General features: G+C 56.9%; 33 protein-coding genes. 6 read left to right on the plus strand and 27 right to left on the minus strand.

What is annotated here, in order from left to right; genetic code table 11:
* The 4 genes from AC1RME_RS14140 to AC1RME_RS14155 all read right to left on the minus strand — a co-directional run bounded on the left by AC1RME_RS14140 (nucleotide 1) and on the right by AC1RME_RS14155 (nucleotide 2,190).
* Nucleotides 1–657, minus strand: a complete 657-nt coding sequence (locus AC1RME_RS14140; RefSeq protein ID WP_493091455.1) for a phage tail protein — start codon at nucleotides 655–657, stop codon at nucleotides 1–3.
* Nucleotides 658–728: 71 nt separating this feature from the next.
* Nucleotides 729–1,145, minus strand: a complete 417-nt coding sequence (locus AC1RME_RS14145; protein WP_493091456.1) for a phage tail terminator-like protein — start codon at nucleotides 1,143–1,145, stop codon at nucleotides 729–731.
* Nucleotides 1,142–1,798 carry a hypothetical protein gene (locus AC1RME_RS14150; protein ID WP_493091457.1) on the minus strand — a complete coding sequence of 219 codons (657 nt, stop codon included), beginning with the start codon at nucleotides 1,796–1,798 and terminating at the stop codon, nucleotides 1,142–1,144. Before AC1RME_RS14150 ends, AC1RME_RS14145 begins: the two co-directional genes overlap by 4 nt.
* A gap of 2 nt (nucleotides 1,799–1,800) precedes the next feature.
* Entirely contained in the window at nucleotides 1,801–2,190 is a 390-nt protein-coding gene (locus AC1RME_RS14155) for a hypothetical protein (RefSeq protein WP_493091458.1), read from the minus strand.
* A gap of 34 nt (nucleotides 2,191–2,224) precedes the next feature.
* On the opposite strand from AC1RME_RS14155, the gene AC1RME_RS14160 reads away from it, so the two are divergent.
* Nucleotides 2,225–2,446, plus strand: coding sequence for a hypothetical protein (locus AC1RME_RS14160; protein ID WP_493091459.1), 222 nt, complete (start codon nucleotides 2,225–2,227; stop codon nucleotides 2,444–2,446).
* Nucleotides 2,447–2,452: 6 nt separating this feature from the next.
* On the opposite strand, the gene AC1RME_RS14165 is transcribed toward AC1RME_RS14160, so the two are convergent.
* Genes AC1RME_RS14165 through AC1RME_RS14180 form a run of 4 tightly spaced genes read right to left on the minus strand, consistent with a single transcriptional unit; the run spans nucleotide 2,453 to nucleotide 4,957 of the window.
* Nucleotides 2,453–2,830, minus strand: a complete 378-nt coding sequence (locus AC1RME_RS14165) for a hypothetical protein (protein ID WP_493091460.1) — start codon at nucleotides 2,828–2,830, stop codon at nucleotides 2,453–2,455.
* Nucleotides 2,831–2,840: 10 nt separating this feature from the next.
* Nucleotides 2,841–3,146, minus strand: coding sequence for a HeH/LEM domain-containing protein (locus AC1RME_RS14170; RefSeq protein WP_493091461.1), 306 nt, complete (start codon nucleotides 3,144–3,146; stop codon nucleotides 2,841–2,843).
* Between the two features lie 56 nt (nucleotides 3,147–3,202).
* Nucleotides 3,203–4,180 (minus strand): major capsid protein, encoded by a 978-nt coding sequence (locus AC1RME_RS14175; RefSeq protein WP_493091462.1) that lies wholly within the window; start codon nucleotides 4,178–4,180, stop codon nucleotides 3,203–3,205.
* A gap of 3 nt (nucleotides 4,181–4,183) precedes the next feature.
* Nucleotides 4,184–4,957 carry a hypothetical protein gene (locus tag AC1RME_RS14180; RefSeq protein ID WP_493091463.1) on the minus strand — a complete coding sequence of 258 codons (774 nt, stop codon included), beginning with the start codon at nucleotides 4,955–4,957 and terminating at the stop codon, nucleotides 4,184–4,186.
* 191 nt (nucleotides 4,958–5,148) lie between these two features.
* On the opposite strand from AC1RME_RS14180, the gene AC1RME_RS14185 reads away from it, so the two are divergent.
* Nucleotides 5,149–5,655, plus strand: coding sequence for a hypothetical protein (locus AC1RME_RS14185; RefSeq protein WP_493091464.1), 507 nt, complete (start codon nucleotides 5,149–5,151; stop codon nucleotides 5,653–5,655).
* A gap of 14 nt (nucleotides 5,656–5,669) precedes the next feature.
* On the opposite strand, the gene AC1RME_RS14190 is transcribed toward AC1RME_RS14185, so the two are convergent.
* The 5 genes from AC1RME_RS14190 to AC1RME_RS14210 are packed head-to-tail and all read right to left on the minus strand — an operon-like array spanning nucleotide 5,670 to nucleotide 10,748.
* Nucleotides 5,670–6,158, minus strand: coding sequence for a DnaT-like ssDNA-binding protein (locus AC1RME_RS14190; RefSeq protein ID WP_493091465.1), 489 nt, complete (start codon nucleotides 6,156–6,158; stop codon nucleotides 5,670–5,672).
* 8 nt (nucleotides 6,159–6,166) lie between these two features.
* Nucleotides 6,167–7,273 carry a minor capsid protein gene (locus AC1RME_RS14195; protein ID WP_493091466.1) on the minus strand — a complete coding sequence of 369 codons (1,107 nt, stop codon included), beginning with the start codon at nucleotides 7,271–7,273 and terminating at the stop codon, nucleotides 6,167–6,169.
* Nucleotides 7,197–8,657, minus strand: a complete 1,461-nt coding sequence (locus AC1RME_RS14200) for a DUF4055 domain-containing protein (protein ID WP_493091467.1) — start codon at nucleotides 8,655–8,657, stop codon at nucleotides 7,197–7,199. Before AC1RME_RS14200 ends, AC1RME_RS14195 begins: the two co-directional genes overlap by 77 nt.
* On the minus strand, nucleotides 8,657–10,147 hold the full coding sequence (locus tag AC1RME_RS14205) for a terminase (protein ID WP_493091468.1): 1,491 nt from the start codon (nucleotides 10,145–10,147) through the stop codon (nucleotides 8,657–8,659). Before AC1RME_RS14205 ends, AC1RME_RS14200 begins: the two co-directional genes overlap by 1 nt.
* A 1-nt stretch (nucleotide 10,148) precedes the next feature.
* Nucleotides 10,149–10,748, minus strand: a complete 600-nt coding sequence (locus tag AC1RME_RS14210) for a hypothetical protein (RefSeq protein ID WP_493091469.1) — start codon at nucleotides 10,746–10,748, stop codon at nucleotides 10,149–10,151.
* Between the two features lie 98 nt (nucleotides 10,749–10,846).
* Between AC1RME_RS14210 and AC1RME_RS14215 the strand changes: the two genes are divergently transcribed.
* Nucleotides 10,847–11,260, plus strand: a complete 414-nt coding sequence (locus AC1RME_RS14215; RefSeq protein ID WP_493091470.1) for a DoxX family protein — start codon at nucleotides 10,847–10,849, stop codon at nucleotides 11,258–11,260.
* 23 nt (nucleotides 11,261–11,283) lie between these two features.
* Here AC1RME_RS14215 and AC1RME_RS14220 read toward each other — a convergent pair whose 3' ends face one another.
* Nucleotides 11,284–11,739 (minus strand): proteasome subunit beta, encoded by a 456-nt coding sequence (locus AC1RME_RS14220; RefSeq protein WP_493091471.1) that lies wholly within the window; start codon nucleotides 11,737–11,739, stop codon nucleotides 11,284–11,286.
* A 77-nt stretch (nucleotides 11,740–11,816) separates the two neighbouring features.
* Between AC1RME_RS14220 and AC1RME_RS14225 the strand changes: the two genes are divergently transcribed.
* Nucleotides 11,817–12,071, plus strand: coding sequence for a hypothetical protein (locus tag AC1RME_RS14225; protein WP_493091472.1), 255 nt, complete (start codon nucleotides 11,817–11,819; stop codon nucleotides 12,069–12,071).
* A gap of 46 nt (nucleotides 12,072–12,117) precedes the next feature.
* On the opposite strand, the gene AC1RME_RS14230 is transcribed toward AC1RME_RS14225, so the two are convergent.
* Nucleotides 12,118–12,465, minus strand: a complete 348-nt coding sequence (locus AC1RME_RS14230) for a hypothetical protein (protein ID WP_493091473.1) — start codon at nucleotides 12,463–12,465, stop codon at nucleotides 12,118–12,120.
* Nucleotides 12,462–12,800, minus strand: coding sequence for an MFS transporter (locus tag AC1RME_RS14235; RefSeq protein WP_210701664.1), 339 nt, complete (start codon nucleotides 12,798–12,800; stop codon nucleotides 12,462–12,464). Before AC1RME_RS14235 ends, AC1RME_RS14230 begins: the two co-directional genes overlap by 4 nt.
* Before the next feature lie 99 nt (nucleotides 12,801–12,899).
* On the opposite strand from AC1RME_RS14235, the gene AC1RME_RS14240 reads away from it, so the two are divergent.
* Both AC1RME_RS14240 and AC1RME_RS14245 read left to right on the plus strand, forming a co-directional pair.
* Nucleotides 12,900–13,082 (plus strand): type II toxin-antitoxin system HicA family toxin, encoded by a 183-nt coding sequence (locus AC1RME_RS14240; RefSeq protein ID WP_085637950.1) that lies wholly within the window; start codon nucleotides 12,900–12,902, stop codon nucleotides 13,080–13,082.
* A gap of 68 nt (nucleotides 13,083–13,150) precedes the next feature.
* On the plus strand, nucleotides 13,151–13,882 hold the full coding sequence (locus AC1RME_RS14245) for a type II toxin-antitoxin system HicB family antitoxin (protein WP_493091474.1): 732 nt from the start codon (nucleotides 13,151–13,153) through the stop codon (nucleotides 13,880–13,882).
* A gap of 407 nt (nucleotides 13,883–14,289) precedes the next feature.
* On the opposite strand, the gene AC1RME_RS14250 is transcribed toward AC1RME_RS14245, so the two are convergent.
* From AC1RME_RS14250 to AC1RME_RS14300, 11 genes are all read right to left on the minus strand, one after another.
* Complete coding sequence (locus AC1RME_RS14250) at nucleotides 14,290–14,610, minus strand: hypothetical protein (protein ID WP_493091475.1); 321 nt, start codon at nucleotides 14,608–14,610, stop codon at nucleotides 14,290–14,292.
* 56 nt (nucleotides 14,611–14,666) lie between these two features.
* Nucleotides 14,667–15,056 (minus strand): antiterminator Q family protein, encoded by a 390-nt coding sequence (locus AC1RME_RS14255; RefSeq protein ID WP_493091476.1) that lies wholly within the window; start codon nucleotides 15,054–15,056, stop codon nucleotides 14,667–14,669.
* Nucleotides 15,053–15,343, minus strand: coding sequence for a hypothetical protein (locus AC1RME_RS14260; RefSeq protein ID WP_493091477.1), 291 nt, complete (start codon nucleotides 15,341–15,343; stop codon nucleotides 15,053–15,055). The genes AC1RME_RS14255 and AC1RME_RS14260 overlap by 4 nt, the downstream gene beginning before the upstream one ends.
* Nucleotides 15,340–16,707: a replicative DNA helicase gene (locus AC1RME_RS14265; RefSeq protein ID WP_493091478.1), complete on the minus strand. Its 1,368-nt coding sequence runs from the start codon at nucleotides 16,705–16,707 to the stop codon at nucleotides 15,340–15,342. Before AC1RME_RS14265 ends, AC1RME_RS14260 begins: the two co-directional genes overlap by 4 nt.
* Nucleotides 16,704–17,507, minus strand: coding sequence for an ATP-binding protein (locus AC1RME_RS14270; protein ID WP_493091479.1), 804 nt, complete (start codon nucleotides 17,505–17,507; stop codon nucleotides 16,704–16,706). Before AC1RME_RS14270 ends, AC1RME_RS14265 begins: the two co-directional genes overlap by 4 nt.
* Complete coding sequence (locus AC1RME_RS14275) at nucleotides 17,491–18,255, minus strand: LvrA C-terminal domain-related protein (RefSeq protein WP_493091480.1); 765 nt, start codon at nucleotides 18,253–18,255, stop codon at nucleotides 17,491–17,493. The genes AC1RME_RS14270 and AC1RME_RS14275 overlap by 17 nt, the downstream gene beginning before the upstream one ends.
* 3 nt (nucleotides 18,256–18,258) lie before the next feature.
* A complete protein-coding gene (locus AC1RME_RS14280) occupies nucleotides 18,259–18,480 on the minus strand; it encodes a hypothetical protein (protein WP_493091481.1) in 222 nt (73 codons plus the stop codon).
* Nucleotides 18,477–18,803: a hypothetical protein gene (locus tag AC1RME_RS14285; protein WP_493091482.1), complete on the minus strand. Its 327-nt coding sequence runs from the start codon at nucleotides 18,801–18,803 to the stop codon at nucleotides 18,477–18,479. The genes AC1RME_RS14280 and AC1RME_RS14285 overlap by 4 nt, the downstream gene beginning before the upstream one ends.
* Nucleotides 18,800–19,243, minus strand: coding sequence for a hypothetical protein (locus AC1RME_RS14290; RefSeq protein WP_493091483.1), 444 nt, complete (start codon nucleotides 19,241–19,243; stop codon nucleotides 18,800–18,802). Before AC1RME_RS14290 ends, AC1RME_RS14285 begins: the two co-directional genes overlap by 4 nt.
* Nucleotides 19,240–19,614: a hypothetical protein gene (locus AC1RME_RS14295; RefSeq protein ID WP_493091484.1), complete on the minus strand. Its 375-nt coding sequence runs from the start codon at nucleotides 19,612–19,614 to the stop codon at nucleotides 19,240–19,242. The genes AC1RME_RS14290 and AC1RME_RS14295 overlap by 4 nt, the downstream gene beginning before the upstream one ends.
* Nucleotides 19,615–19,838: 224 nt before the next feature.
* The gene (locus AC1RME_RS14300) at nucleotides 19,839–20,261 is read right to left on the minus strand and encodes a phage regulatory CII family protein (RefSeq protein ID WP_493091485.1); all 423 of its coding nucleotides are present in this window, start codon (nucleotides 20,259–20,261) and stop codon (nucleotides 19,839–19,841) included.
* Between the last annotated feature and the right edge of the window lie 32 nt (nucleotides 20,262–20,293).

The following is a 20,293-nucleotide window of genomic DNA, read 5'->3' on the forward strand; positions in this document are numbered from 1 at the left end:
TTACACCACCGCCGAGTAACGGGCAGGACGGCCAGTCAGTGCAACGCTGATAACGCGAGTCATCAGGTTGTTGCGCGACATGGTCGGGGTCGAAGTGATCGACACGTAGCCGTTGTAGACGATGCTGCTGCCGCCTGGAAGATTGAGGCGGAGCACTCGCGGTTGCTTGTCGTCATCCGCGGCTTCGCAAACATCAACGTAGGGCTTCGACGGATCGTCCGCAACGGTGATCGTCAGCGTGATCGGGTTCTTGGTGGTCGGCATCTGACGATCGTCGTCATCGGCGAGGAAGCCATAGGTCAGGAACTGTTGGTCGCCACCGGTGGAGTTCAGTTCGGTGATTTGCGAGATCTCGGTGAACGAGGTCACTTCGCGTGCCGAGCCGACACCGGAGCCTGCCGGATATTGCTGAACGTTGGTGGTGTTCACGCCGCCCAGTGCGAAGGTGCCGCTGGCGATATCGGCAACGCGAACGGCTCGACCGTCGAGGCGCGTCCAGCCGGAGTTAACCGCGATGATGTCGCCTTCTGCCAGACCATGCGCCGCTGCAGTAGCCACTGCCGGGTTCGCATTGCTCAGCGAGGTGAACGGGATTGCTGTGCCGTAGGCGGAAGCAATTTCAAAGGTTGCGCCGTTGGGCATTTGAATGCCGGCCATGGGTTTTTCCTCTTTTCAGAAATGACAAAACCCGCTCAAAGGCGGGTTTCGGGGTTGCCCAATGGGCGGTTTTAAATGGTGTCGGCCCGGTACTGGAACGAAACCGGCACGGTGAAAGTTGTGTCGTCCGGAATACCTGGTCCCTGATCAACCGGCGTCATGGTCACCACGGTCAGCGTGCTCTTCGTGTTTCGCTCGTACAGCGGGAACAGGGCAGCGATCTGGTCAGCCAGCGTGCCGGCCGCGCCGCGGAACTTTCCCGATGGCGTCACGATGCTGACCTGGAACACTCCGGTGTACAGCTTGTGGTCACCCGCCAGCGTGTTGCTCGCAGTATCCGCGGGTAGCGTGTAAGCCCTCAGGTACGTAGCGTCGGCAACGGGCGTGTAAGCCTCGTTCTCGACGACAACCTTCAGAGGTACCGGCAACGTTTTCGCCCATGCGATCAGCCTTGCCTCGTAGATCGAGGCGATGATGTTGTGGCTCATACCTGGTTGTTCCTGATGGCTTCCAGAACGATCTGCTGAAATCGGGCCACAGTGATGCGGACCATGCCGCCCGGTGCCTGGGTCGAATGCCCAAACTCCAGTGGGATCGCATATCCGAGGCTGTTGGTGATGTAGCAGGTATCGCCCGCCTTGAACTCGATCGCGCCGGCAACGATCCGTGCCGTTGACTTGGCTCCGCTCGGGTCGACTTCGTCAGTCGTGGTGCTGTCCGGTGATCCGATGCTGAACATCCAGTTGCCACGGAACCGGCCTCCGACGTAGCCCTTGCCAGAAACGAGGCCGTTCACATTGAAGTTCTGGTCACGCTCAGCCTTGGTCAGCGGCTTGGCGTACTTCACGCCGCGCCGGAGTTTGCCGGCCTTCGTGAAGTTCGATTCGTCGAGATTGATGAGTGTGTTGCGAACGCTGACCTTGAAGTCGTAATCATCGGCCGCCCTGCTATTCGCTTGGCGGTGAGCGACGTTAGCCGCCCAGATTTCGGGGTTGCCCACCGGCGACATACGGATGACGCTGTTGCCGAGTTCGATGACGATCTCTCGAAGACTGGCGTCTATGGCCTCCGTGGCTTGGGCCGCGAACTTGGTGAGGCTCAGTGCAAAACTGCCGGACTGTCCGGCGTACTTGGATGCCATCTTCAAACCCTCAGCTGAATTGTCCAGGTGGCACCCACTGGATCTTGGCTGACGTTCAGAGCGCGCTTTCCGCCGATGATGTCGCCGATTTTCGGCTCGGCAATCATCGCTGTCGGTGCTCGCCCAACAGTGACGTACAACTCGTTCTGCAAGATCAGCAGCTTTTCGTCGGTAGTTTGAATCAATGACCCGTCGATTTCCTTGGCCAGGTAGCTGCCAAATACTCCACGACCGCCGTAGGTGGTGGTCACTTCGGGCGCACCGCCCAGGTCAGGGTCATACTCACCCGTAACCTTTCGCACACCTGTCACTGGTTTGACCGCATCGGCCAGGCCATCAGGATCATCGAACGCCTCAGCCATTTCGGCCTGGATCTCTTCGCGCATGCCCATATGCAATACTCCCTAACTCACAAAGGAGCTGTTAATGAAACGACCAGAATGCAAAATTGCGATTCGTCGCCTAGTTCATGAATGGGCGGAGACGCAAGAAAGGCCAGCGAGTTGGCACCCGTCATTTGGCGCCTTCGTCAGTTGGCTGAAAGAAAATGGTCATGGCCAATATTTGGATTTCAGAAGCACCATGGGGGCCTCGTACGATGCCGAGCAGTGGTTCGATGAGGAGCTGAAACAAGGGTGGCGCAACTGATGGGTTTCAGGTCCTTTTCAGCATCATCACCCCAGAGCGTTTGATCCAAGGATCCAGCAACGCGAGGGCGAAATTCACGCCCGCTGACTGATCGGCAGAGCCCGCCACGTATGTCTTGCTCACTGACGTGCCGGACTGAGCCGATACGGTCTTGCTCTGCACTTCCTTCTGCGTGGACGTGTACAGCTTGCCCGCCGCTGCCTCTTTGGCGACTTGAGCGCCGGCCGTTTTGATCTCGGTCGGGACCGGATCTGGAACAGCCCGCTTTATCTTGGTCGTGAGCCAGGCATTGGCCATGGTCACGGCAAGGACCGGATCACCGGTGCCGGCCCAGCCAGAACCGAGCTGGGCGTCAACATCGGCGACGGTGATGAAATCGGTCATGTGTTTGTCCTTATTCCGCTGGCACCAGGGCCAGCAGGTCTTCTTTCTTGGCGGTCACGTCAAAGGCAATGCCCTTGGCAGTCAGCCACTCTTTCAGCTCGGGGACCTTCATTTTCAGAGGGTCGGTTTCTTGGGTTTCCTGCTCATCGCCGTCGGAGACTTTGATGCCAGCCGCTTGGTAGGAATTGACGATGTCCGGGGCATCGCCATCGACGACTACCTCGGTAGCGGAGCCGATTACGCCGAAGAATTCGCTCAACAGGCGATAGCAGACACCGCGCTCATTGCCAGGCTTGTCCGTGTAGATCACTTTCATGAGTCACCTCAAAAGCACCCTGGCGCCCGTATAGGCGCCAGGCTGCGTGGGCCGCATTACGGCGTGGTGGTGCCGCTGATCACAGCGGCGAATGGGACCTGCTTGCGGCTGAACACGCGCTGCCAGTTCGCGGCGGCAGCGTATTGAGTCGCGGTAGGGCTCGCGTTCTGGGCCTCCGAGCCCTTCCAGCTGAAACCAGCGGGCTGGAGGATGTAGGTCTTCCGCTCCCACAACACTTCCGCGCCGCCACCGTTGCCGCCACCTGGCTTACGCTCCAGCTCGACCGGCACCTTCGGAGCGCCTTCGCCGTAGCCGAAAGCGCCCTGGCCGAAGAACACGGACAGGTATTTGCCAGCGCCATAAACCAGACCGTCATCCATGAACACCGGTTTACCCAAATAGGTGGCGAGAATGATCTTGCCGTCGGAGTCGCGCAGGTACTCGATCAGGTCTTGTTTCACCATCTGGTTCATCACGACCGAGTGCACGCCGATCGCGCCGAACTGATCAGCAGCATCGCCTGCAGTGAACGCGGCGTCTTGGAAGGCGTTGGCGTTGATGGTCGTGCCCGCGTCGATAACCATGTCGCCGCCGTTATTGGCGATGTTCGAGGCGATGATGCCGCGAGCAGCCCCCAGGGTGTAGCGCTGCCACTGACGAGTCCAGTAGGTGCCGAAGCGATTGCGAATCTGCTGCTGTGGCTCGGTGTTGGCCAACTCCGCGGTCAGATCGGTTACGCCGTAGCCTTTGTTGAGGTACAGAACACGGGCACGCATGCTGTCTTGCTCGACCTTGCCGACCTCGCCCTGGTCGTTCGGGTCATCGTTGCTGATGTTCGGAGCTTCATCAGCGTTGAGATCCTGCCAGTAGCTGATCTCAGCAGTGCCTTGACTGCCGGAGGCGATCGCATCCAGCACGGGCGAGCGAGTCACAATGCCCGACTCGTAAACAGCGGTCCTTTCCGGGCTGTTAACCGGCGACAGAGAGGCGTAGTAGTCGCCGACAAAGATGTCGGTCAGTTGGGTAGTTGCCATGGATTAGGTTCCTTTGGTGGCCTGGAGTTTTTTGAATGCTTCGGGGTTGTCACGGGCCAGCGCGGCGCGCTCTTGCTCGGTGTACTCACCCCATTTCTTCGTGGCCTTGCCACCTTTATCGCCGGTCGGACCGGCACCCTGGGCCCTTGGCCACAGGTGTGTTGCTGTTTCACGCAGCGACTCCGCCCATTCGAGCGGCGACAGCGGGGTTTTCCCGTCCTTCCCGTAAACGACCTCGCCGTCACGGTCGGTGGCAATCGCCTCGCCGTCCTCACTGAGCTTGAATGTGCCCCGGGCGCGCAAGATGATGTCCTCGGCAGCCTCGGGGAGTGCGCCGGCCTTGATAGCGGCAGCGCGGATAGAGTCGGCCAGCACCTTGTCGCTGTACTTGGCCGCGAAGACTTCAGCCTTGTCGGCGCGCTCATTGGCGGCTTTGATTTGCTTCTCGGAATCGGTGCGCAGGCGCTCGGTGCGGCGGTTGATGACCTCGTCGAGCTTGCCCTCTGCAATCAGCTTTGTTTCTTCGTCCTGACCGACCTTGGCGAGCAAGCCTTTCACCGCGTCGATATCCAGGCCCTCAAACTGACCTTTCAGCTTGTCCAGCTCGGTCTTGATGGTTCGGTTAGAACCCAGCAATTCCTGATTCTTGGACTTGAGCCCATTTACTTCCTTGTCCAGATACTCCTGAACCTTTCCGCCAAGCGCCTCCTGAAGGGCTGCGGTCTGAGTTGCGTCGAGGGTGAGACCAGCGGCGACCGGGTCAAATTCAAATGGCATAGGTATCCCCTGGGGATGAGTTGGCCCGCCTGACGGGCATAAAAAACCCCGGCATGGCCGAGGTTGTGAAGTTTTTGAGGCACAAAAAAACCGCCTATAGGCGGTGCGAGCATCTGAAAAGATGCTGGTGAATTGATTTTTTGTTTTTTTCGTTTATGATCAATGAACAAACACGAAAACAAGGTGATGCCATGAAAACCAAAATTCAGTTTATCGTCGACGAAGAGAGCAACCCTCTTTTTGCAGTCGTACCTTATGAGGATTATCTAAGTCTCACCGCCAATCAAGCAGAAGATGGCACATTGCCCACTGGCCCGTCGCTTCTTAGCAGCGATGGGCTAAGCATTCGCTTGCCTTACGGCGGCCCCGGCGCATCTATTTCTGTCTTGAGCTTCCTCGAAATGTGGCTCCAGTCTGCCACTATCGATATGGCTATCAATCAGCGCGCGCAATCCCTTGAAAAGTTTCCGGACGATCAGCGTTGTACTCTTGACCCAGTGATCCGTCGCAATTTCCTCCCGGAAAACTCTCCTTACAAGAACACCATGCAAGCTACTACTGATGTGGTAGACGCCTTGGTGGAAACAGGTCTTTTTTCTCGCATCAACAAAAAATACCCTTATTTCTATCGCCCGGTTAAAGCAATAAAAATCGACTGGGCTTTGGCTAATGAATTTATGAAGAAACACGGTAAATAGTCATGTGCTATTCACTAATTGCTCACCAAAGAGAGCCCCCGCGTCACCAGATAGTCAGCAAACTGCGTCCTGCTGGGCGCATACGGCGGCGGTCGCATCCTAAAGCCTGGCGTGTCTCGGTTAAGCCTGACCCGCCGTCCGTTCGGTTCAGTGCAGTGCGTTGGCACATCGATTTGAAAGCCCTGCTCCGAGGCGTAGAGCTCGGCCGCAAGCCGCACCTGTCCCCACTCCAGCTCAAAGGGCACGAACGTCTCTGAGAGCGTCTGGTACTCGATTTTGCAGTCACGCCGAGGCCAGGCCATTGCCTGATAAGGATTGGCCTTGCGCCCTTTCCACTGGCGAGCGTTGATATCGGCTGCAGCACGCAGCAGCAACTCGACCTGATCAGCCTCAGCTTCAGGTATCTGGAACCCGTAGTAGTCTCGATAAAAGATTAGCTTCTCCAGCAGCACGAAGCTGTTCGCGTCTGGCCTGCCCTTCCCGTCCTCAACGATGATCTGCATGCGCCATCTCAACCTGGTTGAGCGCCGAGTGTAACGCCTGCACGGATGAACATGTCAGGCTCAGCCGCCTTCAGTTGCGCCAGCGTCAGCGGCTTGAATGATTTGTCGAGCTGAAGCTTGGCGAACTTTTCAGGAGTCAGACCGCCATCGCGGAACAACTTGGCCCGCACCGGTCCGAGCGCATGGTCTTGGAAGCTGGCGGGTTGCGTTGCCAACCACTCGTAATAGTTCAGGCTGGCATCGACTTGCTCCCCGCCATTGTCGCCTACTGATGCGCGTGTGGTGCTCTCGGGAAACTTATCCGAAAGCCTGGTGGTCGGCACTGTAGTCGACCGGCAGTTGATATGCGCCGGCGGCAGCGGCCCGTTACCCAAGTCGAAGCGCATGCCATCTAAGCCCTTGCACTGCTGCGAGGTCTTGCGGTCGAGCGTCGATACCCAGCGGTAACCCAGAACCACGTCGCTGTTGGCCTTCAGCGTTTCCATCCGCGCCGTGGTGGCTACATGCTGGATTGCCGTCTGCACCACAGAGGCGGCGTTGCGATTGCTCACCGCGAGGATTCCGTCCGTGAAGTTCTGCAACGCGGTGCCGCGAATCGCCTGGATGATCTGGGCGTTGGTCTGGCCCTGGCCGAAGCCGAGCCGGATTGTGTTCGTGACTCGCATCGTCTCGGTGCGCGTCCAGCCACTGACGAAGCTCTTCAGCAGCTTGCCGCCGTCGACGCCCTTCACCTGCAGCGGATAGGAGAACACCGCCGCGCGGATCACGGTGTTGGTCGGTACCACTGCGTCGATGGAGAGCGCATTGCTCAAGCTCTTGGCTTCAAAGATCGATTCGTACAGCGCGATATCGACCAGATCGGCCTGCACCAAGTCGCCATAGGCCTTGTAGATTTCCAGCAACTTGCCGTCGACCAGGGCCAGAAACTTCTCAAGTCGATCCCGGCTGTAGGTGGTCAGCTCCTTGCGGGTCAACTGCTCGCGCACCAGCTTGTCGATCTGACGCAGGTAATTCTCGAACTTTTTGACTTCGCCAGCCTTAAGCCGCTCCAGCATTACCGAGTGACGGGTCGTCTGCTCCAGCAGTTGGCTGTCCGCCTGCGCCTGACTTGTCATTGGCATCTTCTTTGTCCAGGTTGAGGCCGGCCGATTCGCGCTCATCGCTGATCAGGTCGGCCTCGTCTTCGTATGGCCGGTCCGGCAGCTTGCCGGTGGTGAGATACTGCCAATAAGTGTCGGCGCTGATCGTGCCAGCCATCACGCCTTTCAGTAGTTCGGCGAGCACCTGGGAGTCAACCACTGGGGTCACGAACTCAGGGCTTACCTTGAACTTGACCTGCTTCGGGTCGTAGCCCTTCCACTCGGCGGCGTACCGCAGGCCTTGCTCCACCGCTTCTGCCACCGTGACGACAATGCTGTGCAACGTGGCGTGCTGATCGTTCTGGCGTGTCTTGCGCGCCTCGCCCGACTCAGTGCCGCCCACGTCCATTACTTTGGCGCCTGCCTCAAGCGCCGCATTCTTCTGGTTATCCATGGCCTTGCGAACAGCCTCGACCCCGGCACCCTGGAATTCCAGATAGCCGCATTGTCCGTTAGGGCCAAGATCCCATGCTGCCGATGGCCCCGTCACGCTGAGTTCTACAGAGTCATCGAGGCCGGACACCCACGGCTGCGGATGACTGGTTTGGTGCAGTGCGGTGAAGTAGTCAGCACTCAGCTGGTACGATTTCAATGCGGCCCGCGCCATGGTCAGCAGCGGCACCTCATCGACATCCGGCGAGTTGTCAGTCGATCCGCAGTAGATTACTGGCAGGTATGCCAGCCCCTTCACCAGGCGGTTGTCGGCACCAGTGGTGCCCAGCGGCTTTTCATCCTCGACCAGCTCGCCGCCTTCATTCCGCACCGACGTATAGCAGACTTCACCTTGCATGAAGAACTCACGGAATACCGTGTCGCAGTCATGACTATAACGGTCGCGGCCCTTCTTACGAAACTCGCGGAACACCGAAAGGACCAGGTCCTGCCGGCCGCCCTGATCAGCGGTGTCCCAGTTGATGGCGTTGCGCGTGGCATACGTCGAGAAATACGGCTCGCCGCTCCCATCGATGTTCACCACAAGGGGCACCCGGCCATGCGAGATAGCTTGACGCACCATGCGGAAGAACAGCTGCTTCAGACCGAAGCCGTCCGCTGTGGCGTTGTCCTCCAGCCCTTTCAGGCCGCCGGGCAGTTCGATCTCCGGCACCAACCGAGACACCAAGCCCATCATCGAGCGAAGCGAGTCACGCACCCAGTGTTCGTACTGAGCGCGGGCCGTATAGTTCGCGTATAGATACTTGTTGCCGGCGGCGTCCAGCTTCTCTGCTTCGACCATGCCGCTAGGCTTTGGCAAATTGCGCTCGTTGCGCTTGACGGCGCACTCACCCTCGAGCGCGTCATCCATCATTTCCCACTCGGCGATGTGCGCGTCGTAGTCGGGGTTTGTCGATTGCACTGACATCAGGCCAAGCCTCCAATTCGGCGTGTTCCGCCTGTGCGTTTGCGTCGGCCCATCGAGACGGCGAAGTAACGGAAGGCGTCCGCGCCGTGCGATGACCAGTCGTGAAGTGGTTTGTCTTTCCAGCAGCCCCGCTTGTCGTCCCACTCCTTTCGGTAGTTCTCCAGACAGGAAATACCCAATTCGCACCTGGACTCATCAAAGACGCAGGACGGAAGGATCTCCCGCACCTGCTCAATGCCTTCGTCGATGCCAAGCTTCGGAACAACGCTGAACTTGAGGCTGTATTTTTGCCCGTCGATCTCGTAACCCTCACGGGCCAGTTCGCGGCGGGTCTTGCCGTCGCTACCGAATTCGCGGTTGTCGATGTCGTGCGGGCCCCAGTGATCGCCATACGTGTACTTGCGATCCTTGAGAACCTTCATGTAGTGCCGCAGGCCTTCGCCGCTGTTCTCGTAGAAGTCGATGACGTGGTATTCCTCTCCGACGATCCGAACGAACCAGATGGCCGTGGAGTCGCCGACGCCGATATCCCAAATCGTGTGGACGGGCAGATGACTGTTGTCTGGCAGCGTACCGATTCGCTGAGCGGCATACAGCTTGGTGAACTGCTGGGCGTAGTAGGCGCCCTCGATCGACTGCTGGAAGGCTTCGGCCGGGATCGACGGGTACTCCCGCTTCATGTCGTCGCCGAGGGTCTTCTCCTTGGCGGCATACCAGGCGCGCTGGCCGGGGTTCGTGACAATGCCGTGCTTTGCAGCCAACTCGTTGAAGTAGTCGGTCAGACGCTGCGGGATGGCCGCTTCGGCCGGGTCGAGCCAGTAGGCCTGATTCTTCCACCAGCTGAAGAAGAAGAACTTCCAATCCAACTTGCCGAGCGGAGTACCGGACAGCAGTTGCTTCTCTGCGCTCTGTGAGTAGTCGAAGAAGTAGCCGGCCCGCCCCTCTGCCGTCGACTCAATCGTGACGAAGCAGTCAGTGGCCACAGCCTCAAAGGCGCCGGTGACGATCTCGCGGGCCTTGTGTGGAAACTTAGCGCAGATCTTCCCGAACTCGGACACGTGCAGGTATCGCAGCGTACCGCCCCGGAACGAGGTGCTGACGTAGAGTGAGCCACCTTTGCTGAACACCAGCTCGCCGGCGGCGTCGTTGCTCGCGGGGTTCGCCGCGCGGATATCTTTCGGCAGGTTGTCGTAGGCGTACTTCACCTTCTCCCGGAACAGGCGCTTGGCGTCGTTCAGGGTGTGGGCGATCAGTGCGCACTTGGCCGACTCGAACAGAGCGGCGTCGAGCTGGATGATGCAGCACTCGGTGGTGAAGCCGAGTTGCCGGGCCTTCAGGATGATGTTCCGGGTGTGCATCCCGTCGAAGTATTCGATCTGCTCGTCCGTCATCCGGAAGCGGACTTTCTTGCCCTGCTTGTCGGTGATGAAGTAGAGATTGTTCAACCGCCAACGCTTATCCCGGAGCAGCTTCATGTGCTCGGGCTTCATGTCAGGCGTCCTTCGATAATTCGTCCATCATCTTCGAGAGTTCGTCGGCGTCGTCCGTCTTCTCCTTCTCGTCCAGGCTGTATGCCTGACGCTCCAGAACCTGCAGGTTCTTCATTGCAGAGGAAAGCTGGAACAGTGTTTTGGAATTGCTGGGTAGCGCCACGGCGGCGAGCATCGAGGCCCGGCGCATGCCGTTGTTGTCTTCGGAGGTTTCATCCTCGATCGCGTCTTCGATCTCTTCGCGGCGCTGGATGGTGGTCATCAGATCATCCATCAGCAGGTTCGCAAGGATCGTCGCCTTGCGAATGTCGCGGCGGTGACTGCGAACCACTCGGGCGCCTTCCTCTGCGGCTTCTTCGATGATCTCGGCGTCGAGTTCGCAGTTCGCGCCTTGCTCGTTGCGAACCTCTCCGCGAACCAGCTTGCTGCGAACCTCTTTCCGCACCTGGTCAGAAAGATCTCTCGCCCATCCAAGGGCTTTGGCTTTCTTCCTGATTGCAGTGTCGCTCACGCCTTGGCGCTCAGCGATAGTTCTGATGGAAAGCGAACCGGCCCGGTAGGCTCGTTCGATCGCCTCCCAGTCGGGTTGCTTGGTTGTCATAATGATCCTTCAAATTGTGAAAAGTGGCCTTGGCAGTGCACGGAGAATATTTGGATGGGGACTAATATCAAATCGCCCATCAATGAAGGAAAGTCATCATGCGATACAACCTGTTCGAGAATCAGAGAAACGAGCTCATCTTGCTCGCGCGCATCCTGCTAATGATCCTTTTCCTTATTACCGGCTGGGGAAAACTGACTAACTTTGACGGTACCGTTACTTACATGAGCTCACTTGGCGCTCCTCTGCCCATGCTCGCTGCGGGAATTGCGGTCGTCATGGAGTTCTTCGTCGCTATCGTGATCGTCCTAGGCTTTTACACTCGACCACTCGCGTTTTTGTACATCCTGTTCGTACTCGGCACTTCGCTGATCGGGCATCACTTCTGGACGATGGTTGACCCAGAGCGGTCGGCCAACATGATCCACTTCTTTAAAAACATCAGCATCATGGGCGGCTTCCTGTTGCTAGGCATTACCGGTCCAGGAAAGTATTCGATCGATGGCAGATAAAGAGTGATCCGGCCGTGCCGCACTCACCTGCGGCACACATACCCCGCCTTGCCCGGATCAATGACCAGTGTGCGAATAGTGCCGCCGGTGTAGACATCACGCTTCGCCGCAGCCTCTACAGCCTCCTTGGCAGTTGCGCCCATATCCATTGCAGCCAAGGCATATGGGGCGCCGCTGCCAATGGCGTCAGGGTTGGACAGATCGAGTTCCTGTTTCCAGATCCCGGTCTTGTCATCATGACCGACCAGCATCAGCTTGCCGGCATCGACCGCATAGCCAGAGCACTCCACAGGAACAGGAGACTGGGTGCCAAAGTAGGCGGCAATCAATGCCTTCTCGTCGCACACCGCACCAGACAGGAAAAAGCTGACCCCATCAACAACCTGGCACTTCGCCGAACTGTCAGAAACGATCCGATCACTTCGGGTCTGGCGTGAGTCATAGGCGATAACACCGTCTTTGTAGGCAATGGTCGTCATCGTCTTCCTCGCACAATGCTTGAAATGGTGGCTGGTTGCCGGTATTGGTTACGCTCCAACACTCACGGAGCAGAGATATGAAGTTCAAAGTGAAGGCATATTTCAACGAGTCGAAGCATCGAGCTCTTGCCATTCCAGAAGACAAGACACTCGAAGATCTTTCCGCAGAAACTCAAGCCTGGATTGGCCCGACTGTCACTCAGCAATTCAGAGAGCTGGATACATCCGAAAAGCTCATTGGCTTTGACCCGCAAACAGTTTGGGACGATTTCCAGACAAAAGGATTTTCGACCTATGAGATCACCGCAACAGTCACGGTGATTAACGGGTGACTCCGTATCGCGACACAATTTGCCGTTTCGCGAAACGTGTCGCGACTTACTTGGATCGGCGTTCGATACCGCCCGGCGCCTCGTCGCAGCGCAGGCAGTGCTCGCAGTTCAGCGTTCGGCAGAGCCAGGCTTTCACACGCTGCCACCAGATGACCATGAAGATGTGTCGCATACCGGCCAGAGCCAGCGACGCGTGCAGCGTGATCCCGGCAGTGGTCGGGCCCATCATGAAGATGGTCTGCTCCCGGTTCATCACAACGAACCCGCTGATGGCGATCGCCGAATAAATCAGCTTGCCGATGACGCCGTCCCGCACTTTCCCGCTCAGAACACACCAGGTCGCCCACCAGGCAATCAAGCCGCAGGCGATGGAGTTGATCAGTTCAAGATTCATGGTGGATTGCCTCCCCCGAACCGCTGGCGAATGAGCGCCCAGAGGTCAGCGGCTTTGATGGCTCGATTGATGGCCGCGAGCAGCGATCCGCCGAAGGTGCCCAGCAGAAAGCCAATGCCCGCGACGATCTTGGGCTCGGTCACACCCAGATAGGTGCTGACCATGCTCGTCAGGTACAGCGAACAAGCGATACCGGTGATCAGGAAGATCAGCCAGGCGCGCCAGTCGGCCAGATCGTCCTTGTGCCACCAGCTTGCGACGACAGCGCCGACCAGTCCTGCGATCAGCAATTCAAACCTGTCGATCTTGTCGAGCAGGCGCTGCAAATACTCCATGCGCTCGACTCCGTGTGCATGATTAAGAAATAACACATTTTTGTTGTACCACCACAAAAACGTGGTAACTTGGCCTCATCCAAACAACGAGGCGAGGTGATGAAGTACAGCGAGTTCAGACGATGGTTGAAGGCCAGAGGGGTTATCTTCGAAGCAGGCAAAGGTGGTAGCCACTTCAAGATCTACTACAACGGCAAGCAAACGGTCTTTGCAGATCACGGCTCAAAGGAAATGAAAGAGCCAACACGCAAAGGAATCATCAAACAGCTGGGGCTTGAATGAGCCCCAGCTCACTCGCATTCATCACCCACCAAACATTCAACAGAGAGCCGCCGATTGGAGGGCTAGAAATGTTTGACTACCCAGTAACTATTCACGAAGACGAAAACCCAGGTGTCGCTGTTACCTGCGACGACCTACCAGAATTCAACAGCGCGGGCGACGATATCGCCGATGCGCTGCGGGAGTCGGTGGACGGCATCGAAACGGCGCTGTCCATCTATGTCGACCAGCGTCGTCCAATTCCACTGGCATCGCAGCCAAAGCCCGGTCAGTACGTTGTTCGCCTACCGGCGGTGACCGTGGCCAAGATCATTTTGTGGAACGAAATGATGGCGCGCGATATGCGCAAGGCCGATCTGTGCCGGCTCCTGGGACTGGCTCAGACCCAAGGCGATCGCCTGGTCGACTTCCTGCACACATCGAAGATGGAAGCGATTGAGAATGCCTTGGCCTCCCTTAACGTGCGCCTCCAAGTTAATCAACTTCAGCTGTTTAACTTGATTGAGGTGTACGAATATCAAAACCACGAACCAATCATCTTGGAAGACGCTTGGTGCAGCATCGAATATACGGGTGTCGAGGAGTACACCAACAATCAAATAGGCTGGTTCAACCTACCCGGGGATATCGGAATACCTGCGGACCGAATTGGGAGAATTACGGCCAAGCAAAATGGATTTAGAAACGGAGATTGGGTCATGGCAACGGATCTAAATCGCCCCGATGATCTACCGCACTCTTCGTTAGGAAAAATCCATCTGCCTGTCACTTTTTTCAAAGCTCGCGTTATGGGTTCATGACAGAAAGAAAAAAGCCCAGCGTGATGGCTGGGCTTATGATCGGGCGATCCTACGCAACTCTTTTGCGCTTGCGCAACGCTCGCAGGTGCACCCACCCAGACCGAGTGATGTCATGCCTAAGAGAGTGAGAAAGCGAGCATGTAAAGGCTTTGAGAAGTCCGCGCTCAACCAAATCGTTCAAGCATGATTTCAGCCGATGCCAGTGCGCTTTATCATTTGGCGCAGGATTACGCTCAATGGCAATGCCCACAGGGCTATGCTCAGTAGATCGACTGATCGCCAAGAGCAATTGGTTTTCGTAATCTGCGTCAGTCTCCATACATAACTCCATGCGTTTTCTGTGTCAGGTTCGACCTAGCGGGCATTAGCACCGTTTGACGTTGCAAGCTTCAACCAAAATGCACGGATTATCTAGTGAAGGTCGCCTTAAGATTGTCATGGCTGCCCTCAAGCTCTATCTCCCACTCCGGGCATTCGGCGTTCAAATCCAGTAGTACTGTCTCAAACGCTTCGCAGGACACTTCAGCACTGACTTCAGTCTTGACCGATGCTTTGAGTTCAAGATGACGAAATCCGCCACCAACCAGCGGCCTGGACGGCAACTGCCTGATGATCTGACACTTCAATTCGGCGGCTAGAGTAAGTGCGGTGTATTCCACGAGCTGAATCCTTTCGAGCAAGAAGAAAGCCCGACGCAATTGTCGGGCGTTGTCTGGTGTGTCGCGCATGAAAAGCTGAACACCGTGCCATGAAAACAGGTGTTTATCCGCGTGGAAAGGCTTTTTTACGCAGCCTCGCGAATCGCCTCCAGGGCGCAGTCAACCCAGGCTACACCGGCCTTGATCACCTCTCGAACCTTAGCCTCGCCGATACCCACCTCCCGAGCAATTCGCAGGGCAGGCCATTTGGCGCCGAAGTAAAGCCAGATGAAATCGCCCATTTGTGTGTCCCGATTGATCAGGCGTGCCACCGCGCCATCAATGACCAGAGCCAGGTCGTCGGTCAGGCTGTATTCCTTCACCCCTCCAGCGCATGGCGTGTTATCTCGGATCAGCGCGTAGAGCGGCGACACGTAGCTCGGTACACCCATGCCGTCCATGCGCCAGAATCCCCACTGCTCCAGCAGCCACTCAGTATCGCCCAAGGGTTTGCCGAGGTACGTTCGCTTTTTCATGCGGCCTTCCTCGGGTCCGGATCACATAGGCCAAATAGGTCACGAAGTAGCCGGTCGGCACCTTTGTTCTTGGCGTTACCGTCGATCAACCACCGCTGGCCGAAGTCGTGAAAACCAATCTGGGTTCGATTGCCATGCCAACTGGCGACCATGTCCAGTAGATACGCGAGTGCGATTGGACCACCCAACTTAATCTTGGCTAGTTCTTCACCCGCGACCTTCAAAAACTGGCGTTCCAAATCACTCATACTTTTGCGCGGAAGCACTGAAGCAACTCGTTCATTCATTGTTTGTTTCCCCTGTACTTGCTAGCGAACGGGCGATTCATCTCGATCTCTTCATCAGATGGTTCTCGGTTGCCGGCGAAGTTGACGAATCGAGCATACTGCCCCTGCTGCTGGACGAGGCAGGATCCAACGGGAGCGTGTCTGCACTTAGGCATGATCAACTCGGTGACACCGTTCTGCCCCTCCTCTGAATCGTTATCGCGGTGAACGAGGATGATGCAGTGGGCGTCCGCCTCAATCTGGCCGGAGTCGCGCAGGTCAGAGGCGATTGGCTTCTTGCCCGGGCGATTCGTCGAGTTGCGGTTCAGTTGCGCCAGCAGAATCACAGGCACCTCCAACTCTTTGGCGATGTTCACGATACCGGTCGAGATTTTCCCCAACTCCGAAGTGCGGTTGAACGCCTTACCATCGGAGCCGATCAGGCCGATGTAATCGATCACCACCACGTCGAGCCCATGAGCGCGCTGCACCTGACGGGCAATGCTACGAATGCGCGCCACGGTTAGCCCGGATTTATCGGAAACGAAGAGCGGGACATCAAGGATCTTGCTTACTGCCGAGGTCAGCCGGGGCCAGTCTTCATCCTGCAATTGACCATCATCAAGTTTTCGCAGGTCAATGCCGCCAATTGAGGCAAGCGCGCGATTGCCCAACTCCTCCTCCGGCATTTCCAACGAGAACACCATGCCGACACCGACACCGCTGCACGCGATGTGCTGGGCGATCTGCAGACCGAGAGTGGTTTTACCACTCCCTGGCAGGCCAGCCACGATGGTGACAGTCTTCTTCCGCAAGCCCCGGATGAGTTTGTCCAGATCCACCAGCCCGGTCGACAGGCCAGATTGCACGGTTCTATTGAACTTGGAATCGATGACATCAACGTTGCGCGCCACCACCTCATCCATGCGCTTGTAGTCCGGTTCATCGGTTTGCAGGTCGCGCAGATCCGCCATCGCCTGTTGGGCGTTGGCAATGATCTCGGCGACCGGCCTATTCTCGGAGGCCGACTCGCGGACCGCATCAGCGGCGTCCACCAGGCGGCGCAGCACGGCGCGCTCGGTAATGACCTTGGCATAGGCCTTCCAGTTGGCTGTGCTCGGCGTGTTGCGTGCCAGCTCGGCGGCGTAGCCCATCGTGCGGGCGCCGCTTGGCAAATACTCGGCGAAGTCATGCAAAGTGACGGGATCGACAGGATTCCCTGCCGAGTGGCAGCCGATCATTGCCTGGAACAGGGCGGCGTTCTCCGGATCGTGGAAGTCGGCTACCTGCACTTCGCCGGTAATCAAGTCGAACAGGTTAGAGTCTAGAAGCATGGCGCCAAGCAAGGCGTGCTCAGCTTCATCGCTGAAAAGTTCTCTGGTCATACAGCACCTCGCGCAGATGCCCAGTTGAAACCAATGGCCTTCCCGCCAGCCTGGCGCAGGCGGTCAAGCGCTCGGTCTCCGATGTAACGAGCCAAATCTGCAGCAGCAAGATTGGAAACCACGACTGTCGGCAAGACAAGCTGGTAGCGTCGATCAATCACTTCGTGAAGAACACTCAGCTCATATGCACTACCACTTTGAGCTCCGACTTCATCGATCACCAGCAAGTCGAAGGTCGCCAACTCGTCGAGAACCTCTCTGTCCGAATACTCGGCGCTTCGATCCATGGCCCCCTTGAATACACGGATGATCTCAGCTGCCGTGGCGATCACTGCCTGAGCCCTGTGTTCACGAATGACCGCCTGTACGATGGAGCAGGCAAGATGCGTCTTGCCATTGCCAACGTTGCCGGTAAGAACCAGTGATCGGCCGGCTGCGTAGTTATCGGGAAAATGACCGACGTAGTCCATGCAGGCATTCCGAGCCTTGGATATTCCCTCACCTCCACCTGTAGTCCTGTAAGTTTCGAACGTGCAACTGTTGAACCGTGGAGTGATGCCAGAACCAACGAGCAGCTTGTTCAGGTCCTCAGCCTGCTTCCTGCCGCTAGCTAGGATATGCGCCTCGGATTTTTTTGGAGCCGTGTGCAAAGCCTCCCAGTGGCAATGCTTGCAGCCACGAGGTAACACAGACCCGTCGAACTGTTCGATTTCAGAACTGCTCACAGTTCCGTGCAGTGCGCATTCGAGATCGAAAAAACGAACGTGAGGCTGCCGGCAAAAATTAGAAGTTCGCGCCATTCTTCACCTCCGGGTACATCTCCTGCGTGTGCTTCGGCAGACTGTGGTAAGCCGAATTTAAGCTTGTGCCTGCTGGTTTCAGTACATCGTTCCACTTCTCTCCGTTGATCCAGCGCGAACCGTGGGGAATGTACTGACCTTCCTCCCTCAACCAATCTCGGGACAGTCGATGCTGGGCCAGTGAGGTCAACATGGTTTGCTGAAGCTCTGCGTTTGGCTTTAATTTCTCCCATGCTTTACGAGCGTCTTTCTTGCTTGCCTTGTTTGGGTACAGTTTCCAAAACTGCTCGAAGGCTTCCATCAGATAAGATTCTCCAGCAGTTGTTTCAGTACTTACTGCTTCATTCAGTCCTTGCTTAACTTCAATACTTACTAGTGTCGGATTTGCCGTATACGGCTGAGCCGTTTCCGGTCGAGCCGTATACGGCTCTTCCGGAAGCGGTGATTCGGACACCAAATAATTGATCTCACCCAGTACGCCTGAATCAGAGCGAGCCTGGTTGCGACGTATGTATCCGGCGCTGATCAGCTCTTGCAGGAGACCGTAGACGCCGTCTCGACCGGTCGGCTTGGAAGACTGGGCAGTTTCGCCGCGCAAGTGCGCCACAGAGATTTCCCAGTGGTCTGGCTTGCCAAGCAAGAACACAAGCACCCCGCGAGCCGCCCAACTAAGCCGACGGTCCTCGCTGATGGCCTTGTTCAACAGATAGAAATTTCCCTCGGGGCGAGGGGCGCGAATGATGCTCATAGATCAGAGCTCCAACTCATCAGTGACACGCTTGATGAACGCGTCGTATGACTCGGCCATGACGAATCCCTGCCCCTCCAGAGACTGTCGATATACCTTGGCGCTGCCGTAAAGCACCCAACGCTCGCGCTCAGGAAGATTTCGGAAATTGGTATAAGTAGGCCAAGGGCCTGCGATCTTGCATGCCGTAGTAGGCACTACAGGGGCCTGCTGCAAGAGGCTCATTGCATCGTCTCCCATGCTGGGAACTGTTCGACCTCGGAGCGCAACACCAAAGCATTCAGTTGTCGATGAAATAACGCCTGCCAAAGGGTGTCCGCATCCATCCCGGTAAGACGGCGGACCAGCACCCGAAGGGCCATGCTGGCGTGAGCCACCTCGAACTTGGCGTCATGTAGACTCTGTTCGCAAGCCTCATCGTCAAAGAGAATCTCTTGCACCATATCCATGCCGATCCAGGCCTTATAGGCCAATTGGTCGTTGGTAAACTGCTCCATGTGGGCTTCGTCGATAACCGTGACGGGCCGTTTCTTAGAAAGGTCGCTCATGGGTATGCCCTTCCGATCGCTGATTGGTGGAGAGGGATGTAGGTGAACTCGTTAAAATCTGGCTCGTACTTGGCGTGTTCCAACATGGACACGATATGGCTGAGCGGCATTACCGATCGATGTTCTTGAACGAAGGCAACCAAAAAAGCACGACCAGGTGACGGCTCATCAAGGCAGCGATTCAACAGCGACCTGATTCGCTGAGTTTGAGCCGCGAAACGGTGACGGTTTTCCTCGCCCCCCGTTTCCGCCGGGGGATTATCTAGCGTGTAGAGCTTCGTCACTCTGCCCAACAAATCCCTTCCAAAAACTTCGAACAAATCGCGAGCTACTAGCTCATCTGTCAGCCCGAAACCGAAACCGTAGGAGCCGCGGCCGTCAAAGACCTCGATCAGATAGAATGGCGAACTGAGCTCGACAGGGAGATTTGACTGGCTCATGCGTCGAACTCCACGCTGCAATAACCACCTGCGGCATACACACACCGAGTCCCAAAGAGCTCCAGATTTACGTTCTCGCAATCACCGCGATAGCGTTCATATTCAGGGCCGATTCCAACACTTTGATTCTTGACCCAGTCCGGTAGCTCTCTCCGCGCGCGCATCTCGTTAAGGAAGGTCCACCAGCGAACCGCATGCTTTCGCTCGGCCTGGATTAGTTCCACAACTGCGATGCGTTGCTCCTCGGTCAAATCATGCAGTGCGCTGCCCTCTCTGGCTTCATACAAGGCCGCTTCAGCATCCCGGACCTGTAGGCGAGGAAACGCATGTACATTCGAACTGACTTGTTCACTACGGATTGCGTGTGCCATGATTAGTACCTCATTGAGATGTGTTGTCCTGGTTGCACAGGACGATTGATAAGCCCGGTTCCCGCCGGGTTTGTTGCTTTCTGAGCCGGGCGAATTTCATCATCCACCCTTTTGAAATAATGCAAGTCCTGTCCTGATAGCTTGTTTCAGGTGAGCAATCTCATGGTCACTGATTTGCTGAATCAGTTGAGTTTCAGCGCCGTTTAAGACTGTCCTTGGCCTGCTCAAGCCGCCTTCACCGACTCCTCCAGCATCAGCAAGCTCTGCCGCACATGGCCGATTTCTTTCTGAATGCCTGCCTTCTCTATTTGTGTTACACGCCCATCCGCCAAAGCGTCATGAACAGCGCGAGAGACATCGCCTGACTCTGCCGCCAAGTGCACCAATGCTTGAACCAAGCTGACCCCTTCAGGCTTCACCTGAGGCACCAGTTCGTAACCCAAGGCGCTCGCCAACAGCTGCAGCGGCTCAGGGTTCTTGCTATGCACCAGGATCTGTAGGAACTGCTCCAGGTTCAGCCGATGTGAGTCGTCATTCGGATTACTGCGGTTCAGCAGCGCGGTGTGGCTCATGCCCATCAGGTGAGCCAACTGCTTTGGCCCCGCATCCAGCACTGCCTCATGAATTGCGCGATGTACCTGTTCCATTCGGGAAACCTCTTGGCGGTTGTCGTGGCAGC

The sequence above is a fragment of the Pseudomonas sp. GW822-FHT03F08 genome, assembly GCF_058801265.1.

Coding starts and splice junctions, on each gene's coding strand:
- AC1RME_RS14280 (WP_493091481.1), bottom strand. CDS start 18,480: ATGAGCCTCTTGCAGCAGGCCCCTGTAGTGCCTACTACGGCATGCAAG.
- AC1RME_RS14150 (WP_493091457.1), bottom strand. CDS start 1,798: ATGGCATCCAAGTACGCCGGACAGTCCGGCAGTTTTGCACTGAGCCTC.
- AC1RME_RS14170 (WP_493091461.1), bottom strand. CDS start 3,146: ATGAAAGTGATCTACACGGACAAGCCTGGCAATGAGCGCGGTGTCTGC.
- AC1RME_RS14295 (WP_493091484.1), bottom strand. CDS start 19,614: ATGGCACACGCAATCCGTAGTGAACAAGTCAGTTCGAATGTACATGCG.
- AC1RME_RS14270 (WP_493091479.1), bottom strand. CDS start 17,507: ATGGCGCGAACTTCTAATTTTTGCCGGCAGCCTCACGTTCGTTTTTTC.
- AC1RME_RS14155 (WP_493091458.1), bottom strand. CDS start 2,190: ATGGGCATGCGCGAAGAGATCCAGGCCGAAATGGCTGAGGCGTTCGAT.
- AC1RME_RS14285 (WP_493091482.1), bottom strand. CDS start 18,803: ATGAGCGACCTTTCTAAGAAACGGCCCGTCACGGTTATCGACGAAGCC.
- AC1RME_RS14175 (WP_493091462.1), bottom strand. CDS start 4,180: ATGGCAACTACCCAACTGACCGACATCTTTGTCGGCGACTACTACGCC.
- AC1RME_RS14250 (WP_493091475.1), bottom strand. CDS start 14,610: ATGCGCGACACACCAGACAACGCCCGACAATTGCGTCGGGCTTTCTTC.
- AC1RME_RS14165 (WP_493091460.1), bottom strand. CDS start 2,830: ATGACCGATTTCATCACCGTCGCCGATGTTGACGCCCAGCTCGGTTCT.
- AC1RME_RS14290 (WP_493091483.1), bottom strand. CDS start 19,243: ATGAGCCAGTCAAATCTCCCTGTCGAGCTCAGTTCGCCATTCTATCTG.
- AC1RME_RS14160 (WP_493091459.1), top strand. CDS start 2,225: ATGAAACGACCAGAATGCAAAATTGCGATTCGTCGCCTAGTTCATGAA.
- AC1RME_RS14225 (WP_493091472.1), top strand. CDS start 11,817: ATGAAGTTCAAAGTGAAGGCATATTTCAACGAGTCGAAGCATCGAGCT.
- AC1RME_RS14245 (WP_493091474.1), top strand. CDS start 13,151: ATGTTTGACTACCCAGTAACTATTCACGAAGACGAAAACCCAGGTGTC.
- AC1RME_RS14230 (WP_493091473.1), bottom strand. CDS start 12,465: ATGAATCTTGAACTGATCAACTCCATCGCCTGCGGCTTGATTGCCTGG.
- AC1RME_RS14205 (WP_493091468.1), bottom strand. CDS start 10,147: ATGAAGCCCGAGCACATGAAGCTGCTCCGGGATAAGCGTTGGCGGTTG.
- AC1RME_RS14190 (WP_493091465.1), bottom strand. CDS start 6,158: ATGCAGATCATCGTTGAGGACGGGAAGGGCAGGCCAGACGCGAACAGC.
- AC1RME_RS14145 (WP_493091456.1), bottom strand. CDS start 1,145: ATGAGCCACAACATCATCGCCTCGATCTACGAGGCAAGGCTGATCGCA.
- AC1RME_RS14215 (WP_493091470.1), top strand. CDS start 10,847: ATGCGATACAACCTGTTCGAGAATCAGAGAAACGAGCTCATCTTGCTC.
- AC1RME_RS14240 (WP_085637950.1), top strand. CDS start 12,900: ATGAAGTACAGCGAGTTCAGACGATGGTTGAAGGCCAGAGGGGTTATC.
- AC1RME_RS14200 (WP_493091467.1), bottom strand. CDS start 8,657: ATGTCAGTGCAATCGACAAACCCCGACTACGACGCGCACATCGCCGAG.
- AC1RME_RS14195 (WP_493091466.1), bottom strand. CDS start 7,273: ATGACAAGTCAGGCGCAGGCGGACAGCCAACTGCTGGAGCAGACGACC.
- AC1RME_RS14210 (WP_493091469.1), bottom strand. CDS start 10,748: ATGACAACCAAGCAACCCGACTGGGAGGCGATCGAACGAGCCTACCGG.
- AC1RME_RS14185 (WP_493091464.1), top strand. CDS start 5,149: ATGAAAACCAAAATTCAGTTTATCGTCGACGAAGAGAGCAACCCTCTT.
- AC1RME_RS14300 (WP_493091485.1), bottom strand. CDS start 20,261: ATGGAACAGGTACATCGCGCAATTCATGAGGCAGTGCTGGATGCGGGG.
- AC1RME_RS14265 (WP_493091478.1), bottom strand. CDS start 16,707: ATGACCAGAGAACTTTTCAGCGATGAAGCTGAGCACGCCTTGCTTGGC.
- AC1RME_RS14275 (WP_493091480.1), bottom strand. CDS start 18,255: ATGAGCATCATTCGCGCCCCTCGCCCCGAGGGAAATTTCTATCTGTTG.
- AC1RME_RS14140 (WP_493091455.1), bottom strand. CDS start 657: ATGGCCGGCATTCAAATGCCCAACGGCGCAACCTTTGAAATTGCTTCC.
- AC1RME_RS14255 (WP_493091476.1), bottom strand. CDS start 15,056: ATGAAAAAGCGAACGTACCTCGGCAAACCCTTGGGCGATACTGAGTGG.
- AC1RME_RS14235 (WP_210701664.1), bottom strand. CDS start 12,800: ATGGAGTATTTGCAGCGCCTGCTCGACAAGATCGACAGGTTTGAATTG.
- AC1RME_RS14180 (WP_493091463.1), bottom strand. CDS start 4,957: ATGCCATTTGAATTTGACCCGGTCGCCGCTGGTCTCACCCTCGACGCA.
- AC1RME_RS14260 (WP_493091477.1), bottom strand. CDS start 15,343: ATGAATGAACGAGTTGCTTCAGTGCTTCCGCGCAAAAGTATGAGTGAT.
- AC1RME_RS14220 (WP_493091471.1), bottom strand. CDS start 11,739: ATGACGACCATTGCCTACAAAGACGGTGTTATCGCCTATGACTCACGC.